This is a genomic window from Methylopila jiangsuensis, assembly GCF_027922305.1.
In the GTDB taxonomy this organism is placed as follows: Bacteria; Pseudomonadota; Alphaproteobacteria; order Rhizobiales; family Methylopilaceae; genus Methylopila; species Methylopila jiangsuensis.
Map to the genome: position 1 here is coordinate 737,172 of NZ_BSFK01000016.1, position 13,662 is coordinate 750,833.

The 13,662-nt window shown below is 67.5% G+C and carries 21 protein-coding genes; all 21 read left to right on the forward strand.

Annotated elements, in window-relative coordinates:
* The first annotated feature begins 68 nt into the window (after positions 1 to 68).
* Positions 69 to 278 (forward strand): hypothetical protein, encoded by a 210-nt coding sequence (locus PKE85_RS16375; protein ID WP_271205832.1) that lies wholly within the window; start codon positions 69 to 71, stop codon positions 276 to 278.
* Positions 275 to 778 carry a siphovirus Gp157 family protein gene (locus PKE85_RS16380; RefSeq protein WP_271205833.1) on the forward strand — a complete coding sequence of 168 codons (504 nt, stop codon included), beginning with the start codon at positions 275 to 277 and terminating at the stop codon, positions 776 to 778. The genes PKE85_RS16375 and PKE85_RS16380 overlap by 4 nt, the downstream gene beginning before the upstream one ends.
* Positions 778 to 1,455, forward strand: coding sequence for an RAD52 family DNA repair protein (locus PKE85_RS16385; protein ID WP_271205834.1), 678 nt, complete (start codon positions 778 to 780; stop codon positions 1,453 to 1,455). The genes PKE85_RS16380 and PKE85_RS16385 overlap by 1 nt, the downstream gene beginning before the upstream one ends.
* Positions 1,455 to 1,910, forward strand: coding sequence for a hypothetical protein (locus PKE85_RS16390; protein ID WP_271205835.1), 456 nt, complete (start codon positions 1,455 to 1,457; stop codon positions 1,908 to 1,910). The genes PKE85_RS16385 and PKE85_RS16390 overlap by 1 nt, the downstream gene beginning before the upstream one ends.
* Positions 1,907 to 2,050: a helix-turn-helix domain-containing protein gene (locus tag PKE85_RS16395; protein WP_271205836.1), complete on the forward strand. Its 144-nt coding sequence runs from the start codon at positions 1,907 to 1,909 to the stop codon at positions 2,048 to 2,050. The genes PKE85_RS16390 and PKE85_RS16395 overlap by 4 nt, the downstream gene beginning before the upstream one ends.
* The gene (locus tag PKE85_RS16400) at positions 2,047 to 2,388 is read left to right on the forward strand and encodes an HNH endonuclease (RefSeq protein ID WP_271205837.1); all 342 of its coding nucleotides are present in this window, start codon (positions 2,047 to 2,049) and stop codon (positions 2,386 to 2,388) included. The genes PKE85_RS16395 and PKE85_RS16400 overlap by 4 nt, the downstream gene beginning before the upstream one ends.
* Positions 2,385 to 2,726 carry a RusA family crossover junction endodeoxyribonuclease gene (locus PKE85_RS16405; RefSeq protein WP_271205838.1) on the forward strand — a complete coding sequence of 114 codons (342 nt, stop codon included), beginning with the start codon at positions 2,385 to 2,387 and terminating at the stop codon, positions 2,724 to 2,726. The genes PKE85_RS16400 and PKE85_RS16405 overlap by 4 nt, the downstream gene beginning before the upstream one ends.
* The gene (locus PKE85_RS16410; RefSeq protein ID WP_271205839.1) at positions 2,726 to 3,289 is read left to right on the forward strand and encodes a helix-turn-helix domain-containing protein; all 564 of its coding nucleotides are present in this window, start codon (positions 2,726 to 2,728) and stop codon (positions 3,287 to 3,289) included. The genes PKE85_RS16405 and PKE85_RS16410 overlap by 1 nt, the downstream gene beginning before the upstream one ends.
* On the forward strand, positions 3,289 to 3,504 hold the full coding sequence (locus PKE85_RS16415; RefSeq protein ID WP_271205840.1) for a hypothetical protein: 216 nt from the start codon (positions 3,289 to 3,291) through the stop codon (positions 3,502 to 3,504). The genes PKE85_RS16410 and PKE85_RS16415 overlap by 1 nt, the downstream gene beginning before the upstream one ends.
* Entirely contained in the window at positions 3,501 to 4,931 is a 1,431-nt protein-coding gene (locus PKE85_RS16420) for a replicative DNA helicase (RefSeq protein WP_271205841.1), read from the forward strand. The genes PKE85_RS16415 and PKE85_RS16420 overlap by 4 nt, the downstream gene beginning before the upstream one ends.
* Positions 4,928 to 5,851 carry a YdaU family protein gene (locus PKE85_RS16425; RefSeq protein ID WP_271205842.1) on the forward strand — a complete coding sequence of 308 codons (924 nt, stop codon included), beginning with the start codon at positions 4,928 to 4,930 and terminating at the stop codon, positions 5,849 to 5,851. Before PKE85_RS16420 ends, PKE85_RS16425 begins: the two co-directional genes overlap by 4 nt.
* A complete protein-coding gene (locus PKE85_RS16430; RefSeq protein ID WP_271205843.1) occupies positions 5,848 to 6,060 on the forward strand; it encodes a hypothetical protein in 213 nt (70 codons plus the stop codon). Before PKE85_RS16425 ends, PKE85_RS16430 begins: the two co-directional genes overlap by 4 nt.
* Entirely contained in the window at positions 6,060 to 6,719 is a 660-nt protein-coding gene (gene nusG, locus PKE85_RS16435; protein ID WP_271205844.1) for a transcription termination/antitermination protein NusG, read from the forward strand. The genes PKE85_RS16430 and nusG overlap by 1 nt, the downstream gene beginning before the upstream one ends.
* A gap of 150 nt (positions 6,720 to 6,869) precedes the next feature.
* Positions 6,870 to 7,085 (forward strand): hypothetical protein, encoded by a 216-nt coding sequence (locus PKE85_RS16440; protein WP_271205845.1) that lies wholly within the window; start codon positions 6,870 to 6,872, stop codon positions 7,083 to 7,085.
* Positions 7,086 to 7,158: 73 nt separating this feature from the next.
* Positions 7,159 to 7,287 carry a hypothetical protein gene (locus tag PKE85_RS16445; protein WP_271205846.1) on the forward strand — a complete coding sequence of 43 codons (129 nt, stop codon included), beginning with the start codon at positions 7,159 to 7,161 and terminating at the stop codon, positions 7,285 to 7,287.
* Between the two features lie 175 nt (positions 7,288 to 7,462).
* Positions 7,463 to 7,795, forward strand: coding sequence for an HNH endonuclease signature motif containing protein (locus tag PKE85_RS16450; RefSeq protein ID WP_271205847.1), 333 nt, complete (start codon positions 7,463 to 7,465; stop codon positions 7,793 to 7,795).
* 111 nt (positions 7,796 to 7,906) lie between these two features.
* On the forward strand, positions 7,907 to 8,467 hold the full coding sequence (locus PKE85_RS16455; protein WP_271205848.1) for a hypothetical protein: 561 nt from the start codon (positions 7,907 to 7,909) through the stop codon (positions 8,465 to 8,467).
* Positions 8,467 to 10,161, forward strand: a complete 1,695-nt coding sequence (locus tag PKE85_RS16460) for a terminase large subunit (RefSeq protein ID WP_271205849.1) — start codon at positions 8,467 to 8,469, stop codon at positions 10,159 to 10,161. Before PKE85_RS16455 ends, PKE85_RS16460 begins: the two co-directional genes overlap by 1 nt.
* 7 nt (positions 10,162 to 10,168) lie before the next feature.
* Positions 10,169 to 11,506 (forward strand): phage portal protein, encoded by a 1,338-nt coding sequence (locus tag PKE85_RS16465; RefSeq protein WP_271205850.1) that lies wholly within the window; start codon positions 10,169 to 10,171, stop codon positions 11,504 to 11,506.
* Positions 11,493 to 12,368, forward strand: a complete 876-nt coding sequence (locus PKE85_RS16470) for a head maturation protease, ClpP-related (RefSeq protein WP_271205851.1) — start codon at positions 11,493 to 11,495, stop codon at positions 12,366 to 12,368. Before PKE85_RS16465 ends, PKE85_RS16470 begins: the two co-directional genes overlap by 14 nt.
* Before the next feature lie 120 nt (positions 12,369 to 12,488).
* On the forward strand, positions 12,489 to 13,646 hold the full coding sequence (locus tag PKE85_RS16475; protein ID WP_271205852.1) for a phage major capsid protein: 1,158 nt from the start codon (positions 12,489 to 12,491) through the stop codon (positions 13,644 to 13,646).
* The last annotated feature ends 16 nt before the right edge of the window (positions 13,647 to 13,662 follow it).

Below are 13,662 nucleotides of genomic sequence, written 5' to 3' on the forward strand. Positions count from 1 at the left end.
GAGCTTCGCCGGGGGCTCGCACGACCAAGCGCAAGTTCTCCCCCGGCTGCTCATCAAGCGAGACGAACATGGCGCAGACGCAGGAAATCAGCAACACCCAGCCCGCCGCGGCCCACAGCTTCGCCGACTGGCTGCGCGCCAAGGCGGACGAAGCCGAGCGCACGGCCGCCGTCTGCGCGGGCAGCTCCCTCTACCCGCCGTCTTGGTGGCAGCGCGTCGCCGCCGACCATCGCCAGATGGCCGATGACATCGACCGGATCGAAGGAGTGGCCTCGTGAGCGCGCTCCACATCGACGCCGCACTGATCGAGCGCGAGATCGCAGCGCTGATCGATGCTTGTCCCGAGATGGCGGAAGACGAGCAGCTTCGCGCCGACATGATCGAGGGCGAGACGGACGCGCACGGCCTGCTGTCCCGCATCATCCGGGCGGCGCTTTGGGAGGCCGCGCAGCAGGACGCGATCAAGGCCCTCGCCGCCACCTACGGGAAGCGTCGCGACGCTTCTGCCAAGCGCGAAGAGGCGTTGCGTGCGATGGCCTTTCGGCTGATGCAGGCGGCCGACTTGCGCAAGGTGCCGTTGCCCGAGGCCACGCTGTCGATCGCGCGTGTGGCGCCGAGCGTCATCGTCGAGGACCCCGACGCGCTCCCCGCCGAATTAACCCGCACCAAGGTCGAGCCCGACAAGAAGGCGATCAAAGAACGCCTCGACGCCGGCGAGATCGTCCCCGGCGCCACGCTGTCCAACGGCGGCGAGCGGCTCAACGTGAGGGTAGCGTGATGGCGTTCACCGACCAGCAGCTCAATCAGCTCTCCGACGTCCTCGACCAGTCGCACGTCCGGTCCCGCACGCAGGCCGGTCGCTCGCTCTCCTATGTCGAGGGTTGGCACGCCATCGCGGAGGCCAACCGCATCTTCGGCTTCGACGCCTGGGATCGCGAGCTCGTCTCGATCCAACTGCTCGGGGAACCGCGCCTCGTTGAAGGCAAGCACCGGGTCGGATATCGCGCGACCGTCCGCATCACCGTCCGTGCCGGAGACGGCACGACTGTGGTCCGCGACGGCGCCGGCTTTGGCTCCGGCATCGACCGGGACGTGGATCAGGCCCACGAGAGCGCGCTGAAGGAAGCCGAGACGGACGCCATGAAGCGCGCTCTCGTGACCTTCGGCAACCCGTTCGGTCTCGCGCTCTACGACAAGGAGCAGCGCAGCGTCGGACAGGCGCAGCAGCCGGCGCCCCAGCGGTCAACGGCTGACGCCAAGAAGGCCCGCGAGTACATGCAGATCGCCGCCACGGCGATCCGGGCCGCGACCGACCGGTCAGACCTCGCCGCCTGGTGGCAGGCGGAGAAGGAAAACCGGAAGCGCGCAGGGCTCACCGATGCCGAGCTCGCTGACCTGCGCACCATCTGCTCCGACCGCGCCGCGGAGATCGGCCCTGCGCAGGAGGCGGCGTGATGGCTCTCCGCGACATCGAACGATCCCCGATCACCATGCGCCGTACGCCGCGCGGGCTTGAGCCCGTGTCCGCGCTCGACGCCGAGCTGATCGACCGGCACCCGATCGGGTCCGACATCGAGGTGTCGATCCGCCGCCGGCGCTCCAGCGCGCAGAACGCGCTTTACTGGTCGGTCCTCGCGGCCGTGATTGCGTCCGGCCGCTGCGCCTTCGCCACCGCTGAGCATCTGCACGAGGCTCTGAAAGAAGGGCTCGGCTACGTGGTGCCGCGGCGCCTGCTCGATGGCTCGACGGCGTGGCGCACGGACTCGACCGCCTTCGCGAACATGGATGCCGCGGAGTTCCGCATCTTCTTCGACCGGGCAATGGAGGCGATCAGCACGCAGGTTCTTCCCGGCGTCGATCCGATCGCGCTGCTCGACGAGGCCCGCGCGAAGATTGAGAGGGCCGCATGACCGAGGACCAGAAAGCCGCGGCCCTCAGCCTCTGGTGCGCTGGCTGCGACACGGCTGAGATCGCCCGCCGCCTCGGGCTGCCGGAAGCCGCCGTCTACAACGCGCTCTCCAAGCGCCCTTCGGACAGGAGGGCGGCATGAGCCGGAGGGAGTTCTCCCGCAAGGTCCGGGCAGCCGCTTTCCTGCGCGCCGGGGGCTGCTGCGAGTCCTGCCGCGCCAAGCTCAAGGTGGGCGAGGGCGAGGTGGATCACGTCCTCCCCGATCAGCTTGGCGGCGAGCCGACGCTCGACAATGCGCGGGTGCTCTGCCGCGCCTGCCATCGCGCCAAGACTGCCGAAGACGTGCGCCGCATCCGCAAGGGCGATCGGCAGCGGGACAAGCACACGGGCGCGTGGAAGCCGACGTCACGCCCGCTGCCGGGCTCCCGCGCGAGCGGCGTTCGAAAGCGCATGAACGGGCAGGTGGAGCGCTGGACATGAGCACCACCATCGCCCTGCCGTTCCCGCCGCCGCTGAACAACCTCTTCGCCAACGTCCATGGCCGCGGCCGCGTGCGCTCACAGCGCTATCGAGAGTGGGCCAACGCTGCCGGCTGGCAGCTTCGCGCCGCGCGGCCGGCGTCCGTCACCGGGCCTGTCGCCGTCACGATCCTGCTGGGCCGCCCCGACCGCCGCAAGCGCGACCTCGACGGCCTGTCCAAGGCCCCGATCGATCTGCTGGTGGAGCACCGCGTCATCGAGGACGACAGCCTCGTGCAGCGCCTCACCCTCGCATGGGCGCCCGTCACCGGCTGCCAGATCACCGTGGAGGCAGCGTGATGGCCCTCATTGGAGTCGCCACCTACGACAGCCCGGACGAGATGCGCGCGGCCTATTCTCGCGCCCGCGCGAGGCTATGGTCGCCGCCCGCGGCGGCGCCAGCGGCTGAACCTGCGCCGTCCGCCCCGCAGCACGCCGCCTCCCAGGTGCTGGATGGCTCGTCCATCGTATGGCGTGGGGGGCGCGAATGGCTTCTGATCGCCTCGCGCGAGGATGGAGAGCCGGTTGAGACCGCCAGTGCGATGTCCAAGGTCGAGATCGCCGCAATCGAGATGCACGCGCCGTTCTGGCTTCGATCACCAGACGGACGGCTGCCGCGCGACGCCAAAGACATCGTCCACGCCATCTGCCGCAGGCACAATCTGACGCGAGCAGAGCTTATGTCCGAGCGCCGCTTCAAGCACATCACGATGGCGCGGCAGGAGGCCTATTGGTGGCTGTCCAAGCTCACGGGCTGGTCGCTGCCGCGCATCGGGCGCCTGATGGGCGGGTTCGACCACACCACGATCCTGCACGGCGTCCGCAAGCATCAGGCCCGCATCGACGCAGGCGAGGTGTCGTGATGGCGGTCATCGACCTCCAGTCCCACCGCTCCGCCGCGCTGGAAGCCGCCTGGGAGGCCTACGCCTCCGCGGCGCGACGCGCACAGCAGACGCTCACCATTGAGGACGGCATCGCCGCCGGCGCCGCATGGCGCCGGTTTCTCGACCTCCACATGACCGCCGACCAGCGCCAGCGCCTCTCCGCGGCCATGCTGCCCATGGAGCTGCGCCGATGATCGCCGGACAGCCGGACGCATGGGCGACGCTGCTGGATCGCAGCCTGCCGATCGAGCAGGCGGTCCTCGGCGCCTGCCTGATCTACCCGGACACGATCGACGCCGCGGTGGACGCCGTCGCGTCGTCCGACTTTATCGAGCCCGCGCACCGGCTCCTGTTCGACCGCCTCGCCGAAGCGCGCCGGGAAGGACGGCGGGTGGACGTTGGGCTGCTCAGGGTCGCCGTTGGCGACAGCGCTGGCGTGGATCTCGGAGGCGTCACGCTCAGCGAGTACATCGCAAGGCTCGCCGGCCAAGCCCCGGTCCCTGAATCCGTTCGAGAGCACGTCCGCGCGCTGCGCGACTTCTCGGACTACCGGGCGCTCTACAGCGCAGCAGAAGCGCTGCGCGAGAAAGCGGCTCTCGGCATGGCGGCCGGGCTGCCGAAGGCGCTCGGCATCGACGCTATCGCGGAGATCGACCGCGTGGTGACCTCGCAGATGCCCGAACACCTTCGCCGCGTCTCTGCCGGCGATGCGGCGTCCAGCGCCTTCGCCAAGATGGAGCGGGCGAGGGCAGGCGAGGCGACTGCGCGCGGCGCGCCCTATGGCGTGCCTCAGCTCGACCGCATGACCTTCGGCATGCACCCCGGCCACCTGACGATCGTCGCGGCCCGGCCGTCCATGGGCAAGAGCGCCTTCGGCGTCTGCGCGGCGCTGGCGGCGGCCAAGGCCGGGCACCCCTGCCTGTTCGTGTCGCTCGAAATGAGCGCGGAGGAGCTGGCGGAGCGCGCAATCTCCAACATCGCTTCGCTCTCGGGCTCTCCGATCGCCTACACCGACATTCGGACGGGCAACCTCGGGGACGATCAGGTCGCCCGCGTGGAGGCCGCTGTGGGCCGTCTGCAGCGGCTTCCGCTGGCGATTGAGCAGCAGCCGGGCCTCTCCCCCGGACAGATCGTCACTCGCGCCCGGAACGCGGCTCAGAGGCTCGCGCGCAGCGGCCGGAAGCTCGACGTCGTGATCGTCGACCACCTCGGTAAGGTGCGCCCCTCCGACCGCTACGCCGGCAACCGGACGACCGAGCTTGGCGAAATCACCGGCGCCATGAAGGACATGGCGATTGAACTCGGCTGCGCGGTCATCGTGCTCTGCCAGCTCAACCGCCAGACCGAGCAGCGCGACAACAAACGCCCGACGCTTGGAGATCTGCGCGAGTCCGGCCGGATCGAGGAGGACGCGGACAACGTCCTGCTGCTCTACCGGGAAGCCTACTACCTCGAACGCACCAAGCGCGACGGCGAGAGCGCCTTCGACCGCCAGACGCGCATCGGTGAGGTCGCGCACGACCTCGAAATCATCGTCGCCAAGCAGCGCCAGGGCGAGACCGGCGTCGTCGAGGCTTGGTGCGACATGGCCAGCAACACGATCCAGGGGAGGGCCGCATGAGCGGGCGTCCATGGTACCGCCGTTATGGCGGCGATTTCGTCATGGGGACCATGGCCCTCTCTCTGGAGGAGAAGGGCGCGTACTCGCTGTGCCTCGACCTGATCTATGACCGCGGCGGGCCGATCCCGGACGATGCGCGATGGCTTGCCGGCGTCTGCGGCGTGTCTGTCAGGAAGTGGACGTCTCTTCGCGCGGCGCTGATTGAGGCCGGCAAGCTGGTCGCGCGCGACGGGTGTCTGACGAACTCTCGGGCCGAAATCGAGATCGAAAACGCTGCGAAAACCGCCCGAAAACTCGCTGAAAACGGCGCGAAAGGTGGAAATAAAAGGGCCGAAATGGATGGCCGATCCAACAAAAACAATGGCTTAGACGAAGCCGGGCTTAAGCCTACGTGCGGGCTTCCAGAACCAGAGCCAGAAGAAGAAACAAAAACTGACGTTTTTGTAGAGCGCGCGAGCGCGCCTGACCGAAAGCCGGAAAAGCGGGAGAGGCGCGCATCCCGGATGCCTGCGGACTGGCAGCCGAGGCCCGAAGATGTCGATCGGTTTAAGCGGGAAATGGGCGCGACCGATGGCGACATTCGCCGCGAGGTCGCGAAAGCCAAGGATTGGTCCGCCTCGCACCCCAACGGGGCGAAGAAGGACCACGACGCGTTCTTCCGAAACTGGATGCGCTCCGCTGCGGAGGCGAGGAAGTTGTCCGGCATCCCTTCGCGGATGGCGCCCGACGTATCCCGCCAGCCGGCGGCTGCGCCTCGCGACGACCCTCGCCAGTGGGACGAGGCGCGCTGGCGCCGCGAACTCGCCTACGCCCGCCAGCTCGATCGCTGGCCCGCCGACATGGGCCCGCCCCCCGGACAGCCGGGCTGCCTCGTGCCGCCAAGCCTGACAGCCGTCCCTGCCCAAGGGCGGGCCGCATGAGCAACCTCGCCAACGTCAAGCGCCGGCAGGGCCACGCCATCGCCGCCGATCTCCGCGCCGCGATCGAAGGCCGCCCCGCCTCCATCCGCGCCGTCACCGCTGCTGACGACCTGTTGACGTGGATGCGAGCCGAGGTCGCGGCCGGCCGTACCGACTGGCTGGTCCGCCAGCCCGCCAAGACCTCCTCCGCCGTCAGGGAGCCAGACTGATGCACAGCGCCACCCGCCGCACCACCTATCGCGACCGCAAGGCGGAGGAGCGCCGTGCCGCCATCGAGGCGGAGGCGGATCGCCGTCGGCTGGCGCGCGAGCTGTCCCTGTCCCGCGAGCGCCCCGGCATGGGCTGGTACGCGCTGTTCACCAACCCGATGCGGGAGCGCTCGGTGGAGGTGAGGGCGATCGAGGCGGGATTCTGCGCCTACGTGCCAGAAGGGTCGATCTGGACCAAGCCGCAGCGCTCTACGGACTATGTGCGACGCGAGCGATGCGCGCTGCCGCGCTACGTGTTCGTCGCGGAGCCCAACGGCCGCCCGGTGGATTGGTTCTTCCTCCGCCGCATCGACGGCGTGCATGGCGCGCTCGGGAACGAGGGGCGGCCCCTCATGCTACGGCCCGGCGCGATCTCTCTGCTTCGCGCCATGGAGGCGGCTGGCGAATTCAACTTCAACAAGGATCCGAGCGCGCCGCCTCCGCCAGTGGCGACCTATGTCCGCGGCGACAAGATCACGATCAAGTCCGGCCCGCTTGCCGGCTTCACTGGCCCGGCCGTGGCGGCGTCTGATCGCCATGGTGTGGATATCGAGGTTCTTCTGTTCGGCCGGGCCACGATTACGCGCGTGCCGCTGGACTTCATCGCAGAAGCGGCCTAGATTCGTCGCAGGATGAGTTGGTCGAGGCTTCGGATACCCGGAGGGCCAGCCCCAGGCTCCGCAATCGCGTTGGGCCTGAGGGAGGTTTATCGCCAAAGTCTAGCCCGCAGGTTCGCGCCGCGCGGGCTTTTTCGCACCCGGAGGCCCGCCATGTCCCGCATCGACTGGACGCCGCAGAAGGTGGAGGCTGCGCGCCGCGCCAACTTCTGGTGCCTCGCGATGCTGCCCGTGGCCGCCGCCGTTGGCATGGCGATGATGGAGGCCGGCTTGGGGCACGGGGAAACCGTAGCGATATCGATCTGCGGCGTTCTGGCCCGTTGGCTGGACGACCCGGAGTTTGTCGAGGGTCTGCGCTGCGATGCCTGAGCCGTACAAGACCGGACGCTACCGCCTGCGCCCCGATGGATCGAGGGTTGTCCTCCAGGTCGAGGAAGCCGGCATGTTCCATTGGCAGCAGCGCTTCGCCTCCACCCGCTGGCGGGACGCCACGCCGGCCGATCTGATCGAGGCCGCCTCGTTCGACCTGCGGCCCGCGGCTGTCGAAGCCTCGGTGAGCCTGAACACCTGATGCCCGCGCTCCTGCTGCTTGTCATCGTGGCTCTGGTGGCCGCCGCCGCTGCAACCTACGCGGCTCTGTGCGTCGTCGTTTGGCTTGCGTGCTGCGCCGCCCTGGCTGGGCTCTCCACATTCGAGCGGGGCAGACAGAGGCTGGTCACGGCTCTAGGACTATGGGCGGCCCGCTGATGCCCGTCCGCCCGCCGCTCCGGCTCGCTGCAAAGCGTCTCACCACCCGAGACGGCCGCAAGGTCACGATCGGGCCGAAGGAGGCGGATGCGCACTACCGCACACAGGAGCATCAGGCGTGGCGGGCCAAGGTGCTGGAGCGGGCCATGTTCTGCTGCCAGCACCCGGGCTGCACGGCGACGGTCCACACCGCCCGGCTCTACGCCGACCACATCGTCGAGCTTAAGGACGGCGGCGCGCCGCTCGACGTCGAGAACGGGCAGGCGCTCTGCGGGCTCCACCACACGCGCAAGACCATCGCGGAGCGGGCGCGCCGGGCGGGGCGCGGCTGACCCCACCCCCCGGTCGAAAGTCTGGACCCCTCAAGGGCCAGCACCGCATGGGTCTACAGCGACAGATTTTTTCCATCTCACGGGTCCGCACCTGCGGACTAGGTGCGGACCATGGCGTCAAAACGCGACAAGCCGATTGATTGGCAGGGTATCGAGCGCGACTTCATCGCCGGCGTGATGAGCGTTCGGGAGATGGCCCGCTGGTACGGTGTCGACGAGAAGGCGATCCGGAAGAAGGCGCAGCAGTCCGGCTGGATCCGCAAGCAGGCGGCGCCCCACCTTAGGGCAGACCGGGCGAGGCCGATCGAGCCGAGCGAGATCATCCCGCCAGCGTCCGAAAACCCGGAGGCACTGGCGGATCGCGGGCGCACCATCGCGACGCGGCTGATGGACGAGCTTGAGAGCGTGACCGCCCATATTGGCGAGATCGAGGACATGATCTGCGCCGAAGAGAGCGACCCGCGGCGCCGGCAAGCCCTCCTGAAGGCGGTCTCGCTCGGTGAGCGAACCCAGACGCTCAAGAACCTGAGCGCGGCAGTGAAGACGCTGAACGAGACAGCGGCTCCGGCTGGGAAGAAGGCGCAGCGCCAGGCGTCCGCGGAGCGCGCGGCTGGATCCGGTGGAAAATATGCGCCGCCACCTCCGCCGCGGCTGGTCGTGGACAATCACTGATGGAGTGGACGACAGCCTGTCCCGACTGGCGGGGGCGCATCGTTGAGCGTCGTTCGATCATCCCGGCGCCATTGTTCCCGGACGAGGCGGAGGCGGCGCTGGAGGTATTCCGCGGCCTGCGCATCGTGGACGCCCCGGGCAAGCCGACGTTTGGCGAGGCGTGCGAGGAGTGGGTATTCGAGTTCGTGGCCGCCATTTTCGGGGCCTACGACGCCGGGCGGGCGAAGCGGATGATCCGCGAGTTCTTTCTCCTCATCAGCAAGAAGAACTCGAAGAGCACGATCGCCGCCGGGATCATGGTCACAGCGCTGATACGCAATTGGCGGCATTCCGCGGAGCTGCTGATCCTGGCGCCCACGATCGAGGTCGCGAACAACGCGTTCCATCCGGCGCGCGACATGATCCGGGAAGACCCGGAGCTTGACTTCACCCAGGGCGGGTTCCTGCATATCCAGGAGCATACCCGGACGATCACCCACAAGACGACGGGCGCCACACTGAAGGTCGTGGCCGCGGACTCCGACACGGTGTCGGGCAAGAAGGCCGCCTTCGTCCTGATCGACGAGTTGTGGATCTTCGGCAAGCGCCCGAAGGCGGACGCGATGCTGCGCGAGGCGACGGGCGGCCAGGTGGCCCGGCCTGAAGGCTTCGTCATCATCCTGTCGACGCAATCGGATGAAGAGCCGGCCGGGGTCTTCAAAGCCAAGCTCGACTATTATCGCGAGGTGCGCGACGGCAAGCGCAAGGACCCGCGCAGTCTTCCGGTGCTGTACGAGTTCCCGAAAGAGATGGTGGAAGCCGGGGCTTACAATGACCCGGAGAATTTCTACGTCACCAACCCGAATATTGGCCGGTCGGTCGATCTCGAATGGCTGATTGATGAGCACGAGAAAGTGCAGGGCGCCACAGACGGCGCGCTGCAGGTGTTCCTCGCCAAGCATCTGAACGTCGAGATCGGGTTGCGCCTCGCGGCCAACAGGTGGCCCGGCGCGGAGTATTGGGAGCGCAGGGCCGCTGGCGAGCTGACCGATCTGAAGGAACTGCTCGCGCGATGCGAGGTCATCACCATCGGGATCGACGGCGGCGGGCTCGACGACCTGTTCGGCCTTTGCGTGCTTGGTCGTGAGAAAGGAACGAAGCGCTGGCTCGCCTGGTCGCGAGCTTGGGCTCATTCCGGCGTGCTGAAACGCCGGCCTCTGATCGCCTCGAAGCTGCGAGACCTTGAGCGCGAAGGCACTCTCCGCATTGTCGGCGACAGCCTCGAAGACCTGACCGAGATCGTCGGCATCGTGAAGGCCGTGCTGGATGCGGGGCTCCTGGGTGGCGTCGGCGTGGATCCGGCTGGCCTCGGCGAATTCGTCGACGAGATGGACGCGATCGAGGTGACGCAGGACGCCGGGCTGCTGATGGGCGTTCCCCAAGGCATCCGTTTGATGGACGCCATGAAGACCGCGGAGCGGAAGCTCGCCAACGGCACGCTTCTGCATGGCGGAACGCTTTTGATGAACTGGTGCGTCGGGAACGTGAAGGTTGAGCCGATGGCGACAGCCATTCGCGCGACGAAGCGCACCGCAGGCGATGCGAAGATCGACCCCGCCATTGCTCTCTTCAATGCCGTGTTCGTCATGCAGACGAACCCGGAGCCCGTGAACCTCCGCTCGGTCTACGAGGACCGCGGCATCCTGACCGCGTGAGGTTTGCATGGGCCTGTTGAGCTGGCTTCGCCGGGAGGCGCCGGATAGCACTCACGCGCCTGCCGCCCGCGCCCAAGGCGCCGGGTCTTATGTCAGCCTCGACGACCCGAGGGTGATCGAGTTCCTGAAGTTCGGGACCATGACGGCTTCCGGCGTGGAGGTGAGCGTCGAGCGGGCGCTGAAGAACACGGCGATGTTCCGGGCGGTCAGCCTGATCTCTTGCTCAATGGGCATGCTGCCGCTGAATCTGATCGATGACGAGACGAAAGAGAAAGCGAAGGACCACCCTCTTCACCGCCTGATCCATGACGAGCCGAATGGCTGGCAGTCGGCCTACGATTTCCGCTCGCTGATGCAGCTCCGCGCTCTTGTCCGTGGAGACGCCTACGCTCTGGTGGTGAGGAGCTTCGACATCCGGCGCGGCCGGAAGGTCATCCGTCAACTTGTCCCGCTCGATCCTCTCCGGATCCGCGTGAAGCAGAGGGACGACTGGTCAGTCGTCTACGAGTACACGCCGCCGACCGGCGGCATGCGGGTCTACGCGGCTTCGGACATCTTCCATCTGCGGGGACTCAGTCTCGACGGCTTGCACGGACTGTCTGTGGTCAAGCAGGCGGCTGAGGCGATCGGTTTGGCTCTCGCCGCGGAGTTGGCGGCGGCGCGATATTTCAGGAACGGCTCGTTCGTCGACAGCGCGTTGAAGATGCCCTCCGGCAAACGGCTGTCGCCGGATGCGTTTGAGCGCCTGCGCGAAAGTCTTGCGGAGAAGCGCGGCGCCGATAATGCCGGCGAGCACCTGATCCTTGAGGAAGGTTTGGAATTTCAGGAGCTGGGGAAAACGGCTCGGGACGCGCAACTCGCCGAAATCCGCAAGCTTCAGGTCGAGGAAATCGGCCGCGCGACCGGCGTGCCTCGTCCGCTGCTGATGGTCGACGAGACCTCTTGGGGCTCCGGCATTGAGGCGCTTGGACGCTTCTTCGTCCAGTTCGCCCTCAACCCTTGGTTCACAGCCTGGCAGCAGGCGATTGAGCGGGTGCTGCTCGACAGTGACGAGAAGGGCCGGTTCGTCGCGCGGTTCAACGCGGACGCGCTGCTGCGGGGCTCGACCAAGGATCAGGGCGAGTTCTTCGCCCGGGCGCTGGGCTCCGGCGGCAGTCCCGGCTTCATGAAACAGAACGAAATCCGCGCGGTCATGGACCTGCCGCGGGACGACGATCCCGCGAGCGACAGGCTGAATCCGGGGACGGCAGCGATGGCCGGCGGCGGTGATGCCGCGCCCGAAGAATCCACCCCCGGCGCGGCTGACGCGCCCGCCAGGAAGGACGATGACGATGACGAAGATTGAGCGCCCGCAGGTGTTCGCAATGGCGCGGCCGTCGGCTCTGCCCCTCCCTGTTCGCGACGACGTACACGCCTACACGAAGCCGTCCGTTTTCGACCGATGGTCGGACGAAGCCGCGGGGGTGCGAGCGGTCGAGCGTGGCGATAACGTCATCACCATGTTCGACGTGATCGGCGAGGACTTCTGGTCTGGCGGCGGCGTCACAGCGAAAAAGGTGACTGCGCAGCTTCGCGCCATCGGCGACCGCCCTGTGGAGGTCCAGATCAACTCGCCCGGCGGCGACATGTTCGAGGGCATCGCGATCTTCAATGTGCTGCGGGAACATCCGCAGCAGGTCACGGTCAAGGTGATGGGCATGGCGGCTTCGGCGGCCTCCATCATCGCCATGGCGGGCGACCGGATCGAGATCGGTTCCGCCTCCTTCATCATGATCCACAACTGTTGGGTCCTGGCGATCGGCAATCGACACGACATGCAGGAGACGTCGGAATGGTTGGAGCCGTTTGATCAGGCCATGGTCGATCTCTACGCCAGCCGGACCGGTCAGACGACGCAGGATATCGCGAAGTGGATGGACGCCGAGACCTACATGTCCGGCACCATGGCGATCGAGCGCGGGTTCGCCGATGAGTTGCTGGCGTCCGACCAGACCACGACCGACGAGGACGCCAAGAGCCGCGATCGCGAGGTGAACGACCTCCGCGCGATGGAGCTCCAGCTCGTCTCCGCTGGCATGTCGCGCTCTGCGGCGCGCGCCCGCATCAACAAGATCAAGGGCACGCCCGGCGCTGCCCCTGCCGCCACGCCCGGCGCTGGCGATGACTGGTCCGGCCTGACCGGACTTCTCGCAACGCTTCAGCCCTGAGAGGACACCATGAAGCATTTCTCCCCGGCCGCGGCGCTTGCGGCCTCGACGGCGCTCGTCTCCGTGCCGCGCTCCGTCCTGAACGCCCGCCCTCGCGCGGACGGTAGCGACCCCAAGGCCATGATCGCGGCGCTGAACAAAGCGTTCGAAGAATTCAAGGCCGCCCACGACGACAAGCTGAAGTCCAAGGCCGATGATGTCGTCGTGACCGAGAAGATCGAGCGCATCGACGCTGCGGTCGGCAACTTCCAGACGGCGATCGATGACCTGTCCGCCAAGATCGCCGCGGACAAGGCCGGCGGCGGCGTCATCGGCGACCTGCCGTCCACGACGCCGGAATATCTGGCGGCCTTCAAGGCCAACATGCGCCACGGCACGCCCAACGCGGCCCTGACCAAGAGCACGGACGGTGAAGGCGGGTACCTCGCTCCGGTGGAGTGGGACCGCACCATCATCAACAAGCTCAAACAGGTGTCGAAGATCCGGCAGAACGCGCGGGTTATCTCGATCACCGTGGCCGGCTTCCGCAAGCTGTTCAACGACCGCACGCTCGGTTCGGGCTGGGTGGGTGAGACCGCATCTCGTCCGGCCACCACCACGCCGGCGCTGGGTTCGCTCGACTTCGTTCCGGGCGAGCTGTACGCCAACCCGGCGATCTCTCAGCAGCTTCTGGATGACGCGGCGATCAACCTCGAGGAATGGCTCGCGGCCGAAGTCGAGGCGGAATTCGCTCGCCAGGAGGGCATCGCGTTCCTGTCCGGCGACGGCGTCAACAAGCCCTATGGCATCCTGACGTTTGTGACCGGCGCGGCGAACGCGGCGCGTCACCCGTGGGGCGCAATCCAGGCGGTCAACACTGGGGCTGCGGCCGCTCTCACCGGCGACGGCTTCATCGACCTGATGTATTCGCTGCCGTCCGAATTCGCGGCCAACGCGAAGCTCTACATCAACCGCGCATCCCTCGGCGCGGCTCGAAAGCTCAAGGATGGGCAGGGGAACTATCTCTGGCAGCCCGCCTATGTGGCGGGCGAGCCGGCGACCCTGAATGGCGCGCCGGTGGTCGAGGTGCCGGGCATGCCGAGCGTTGCCGCCGGCAACATCGCGGCGCTCTACGGCGACATGGAGGCCACCTATCTGGTGGTGGACCGTATCGGCGTTTCGGTGCTGCGGGACCCGTTCAGCAATAAGCCCTTCGTGCACTTCTACACGGTCAAGCGCGTCGGCGGCGGTGTCTACAACCCCGAGCCCATGCGCGCCCTGAAGGTCGCCGCGTCCTGACGAAAGCCGATCCGGC

Bases quoted from the DNA above. Each gene is read 5' to 3' on its own strand.
- PKE85_RS16375 (WP_271205832.1), top strand. From the start codon at position 69: ATGGCGCAGACGCAGGAAATCAGCAACACCCAGCCCGCCGCGGCCCAC.
- PKE85_RS16385 (WP_271205834.1), top strand. From the start codon at position 778: ATGGCGTTCACCGACCAGCAGCTCAATCAGCTCTCCGACGTCCTCGAC.
- PKE85_RS16390 (WP_271205835.1), top strand. From the start codon at position 1,455: ATGGCTCTCCGCGACATCGAACGATCCCCGATCACCATGCGCCGTACG.
- PKE85_RS16395 (WP_271205836.1), top strand. From the start codon at position 1,907: ATGACCGAGGACCAGAAAGCCGCGGCCCTCAGCCTCTGGTGCGCTGGC.
- PKE85_RS16400 (WP_271205837.1), top strand. From the start codon at position 2,047: ATGAGCCGGAGGGAGTTCTCCCGCAAGGTCCGGGCAGCCGCTTTCCTG.
- PKE85_RS16405 (WP_271205838.1), top strand. From the start codon at position 2,385: ATGAGCACCACCATCGCCCTGCCGTTCCCGCCGCCGCTGAACAACCTC.
- PKE85_RS16410 (WP_271205839.1), top strand. From the start codon at position 2,726: ATGGCCCTCATTGGAGTCGCCACCTACGACAGCCCGGACGAGATGCGC.
- PKE85_RS16415 (WP_271205840.1), top strand. From the start codon at position 3,289: ATGGCGGTCATCGACCTCCAGTCCCACCGCTCCGCCGCGCTGGAAGCC.
- PKE85_RS16420 (WP_271205841.1), top strand. From the start codon at position 3,501: ATGATCGCCGGACAGCCGGACGCATGGGCGACGCTGCTGGATCGCAGC.
- PKE85_RS16425 (WP_271205842.1), top strand. From the start codon at position 4,928: ATGAGCGGGCGTCCATGGTACCGCCGTTATGGCGGCGATTTCGTCATG.
- PKE85_RS16430 (WP_271205843.1), top strand. From the start codon at position 5,848: ATGAGCAACCTCGCCAACGTCAAGCGCCGGCAGGGCCACGCCATCGCC.
- nusG (WP_271205844.1), top strand. From the start codon at position 6,060: ATGCACAGCGCCACCCGCCGCACCACCTATCGCGACCGCAAGGCGGAG.
- PKE85_RS16440 (WP_271205845.1), top strand. From the start codon at position 6,870: ATGTCCCGCATCGACTGGACGCCGCAGAAGGTGGAGGCTGCGCGCCGC.
- PKE85_RS16445 (WP_271205846.1), top strand. From the start codon at position 7,159: ATGTTCCATTGGCAGCAGCGCTTCGCCTCCACCCGCTGGCGGGACGCC.
- PKE85_RS16450 (WP_271205847.1), top strand. From the start codon at position 7,463: ATGCCCGTCCGCCCGCCGCTCCGGCTCGCTGCAAAGCGTCTCACCACC.
- PKE85_RS16455 (WP_271205848.1), top strand. From the start codon at position 7,907: ATGGCGTCAAAACGCGACAAGCCGATTGATTGGCAGGGTATCGAGCGC.
- PKE85_RS16460 (WP_271205849.1), top strand. From the start codon at position 8,467: ATGGAGTGGACGACAGCCTGTCCCGACTGGCGGGGGCGCATCGTTGAG.
- PKE85_RS16465 (WP_271205850.1), top strand. From the start codon at position 10,169: ATGGGCCTGTTGAGCTGGCTTCGCCGGGAGGCGCCGGATAGCACTCAC.
- PKE85_RS16470 (WP_271205851.1), top strand. From the start codon at position 11,493: ATGACGAAGATTGAGCGCCCGCAGGTGTTCGCAATGGCGCGGCCGTCG.
- PKE85_RS16475 (WP_271205852.1), top strand. From the start codon at position 12,489: ATGATCGCGGCGCTGAACAAAGCGTTCGAAGAATTCAAGGCCGCCCAC.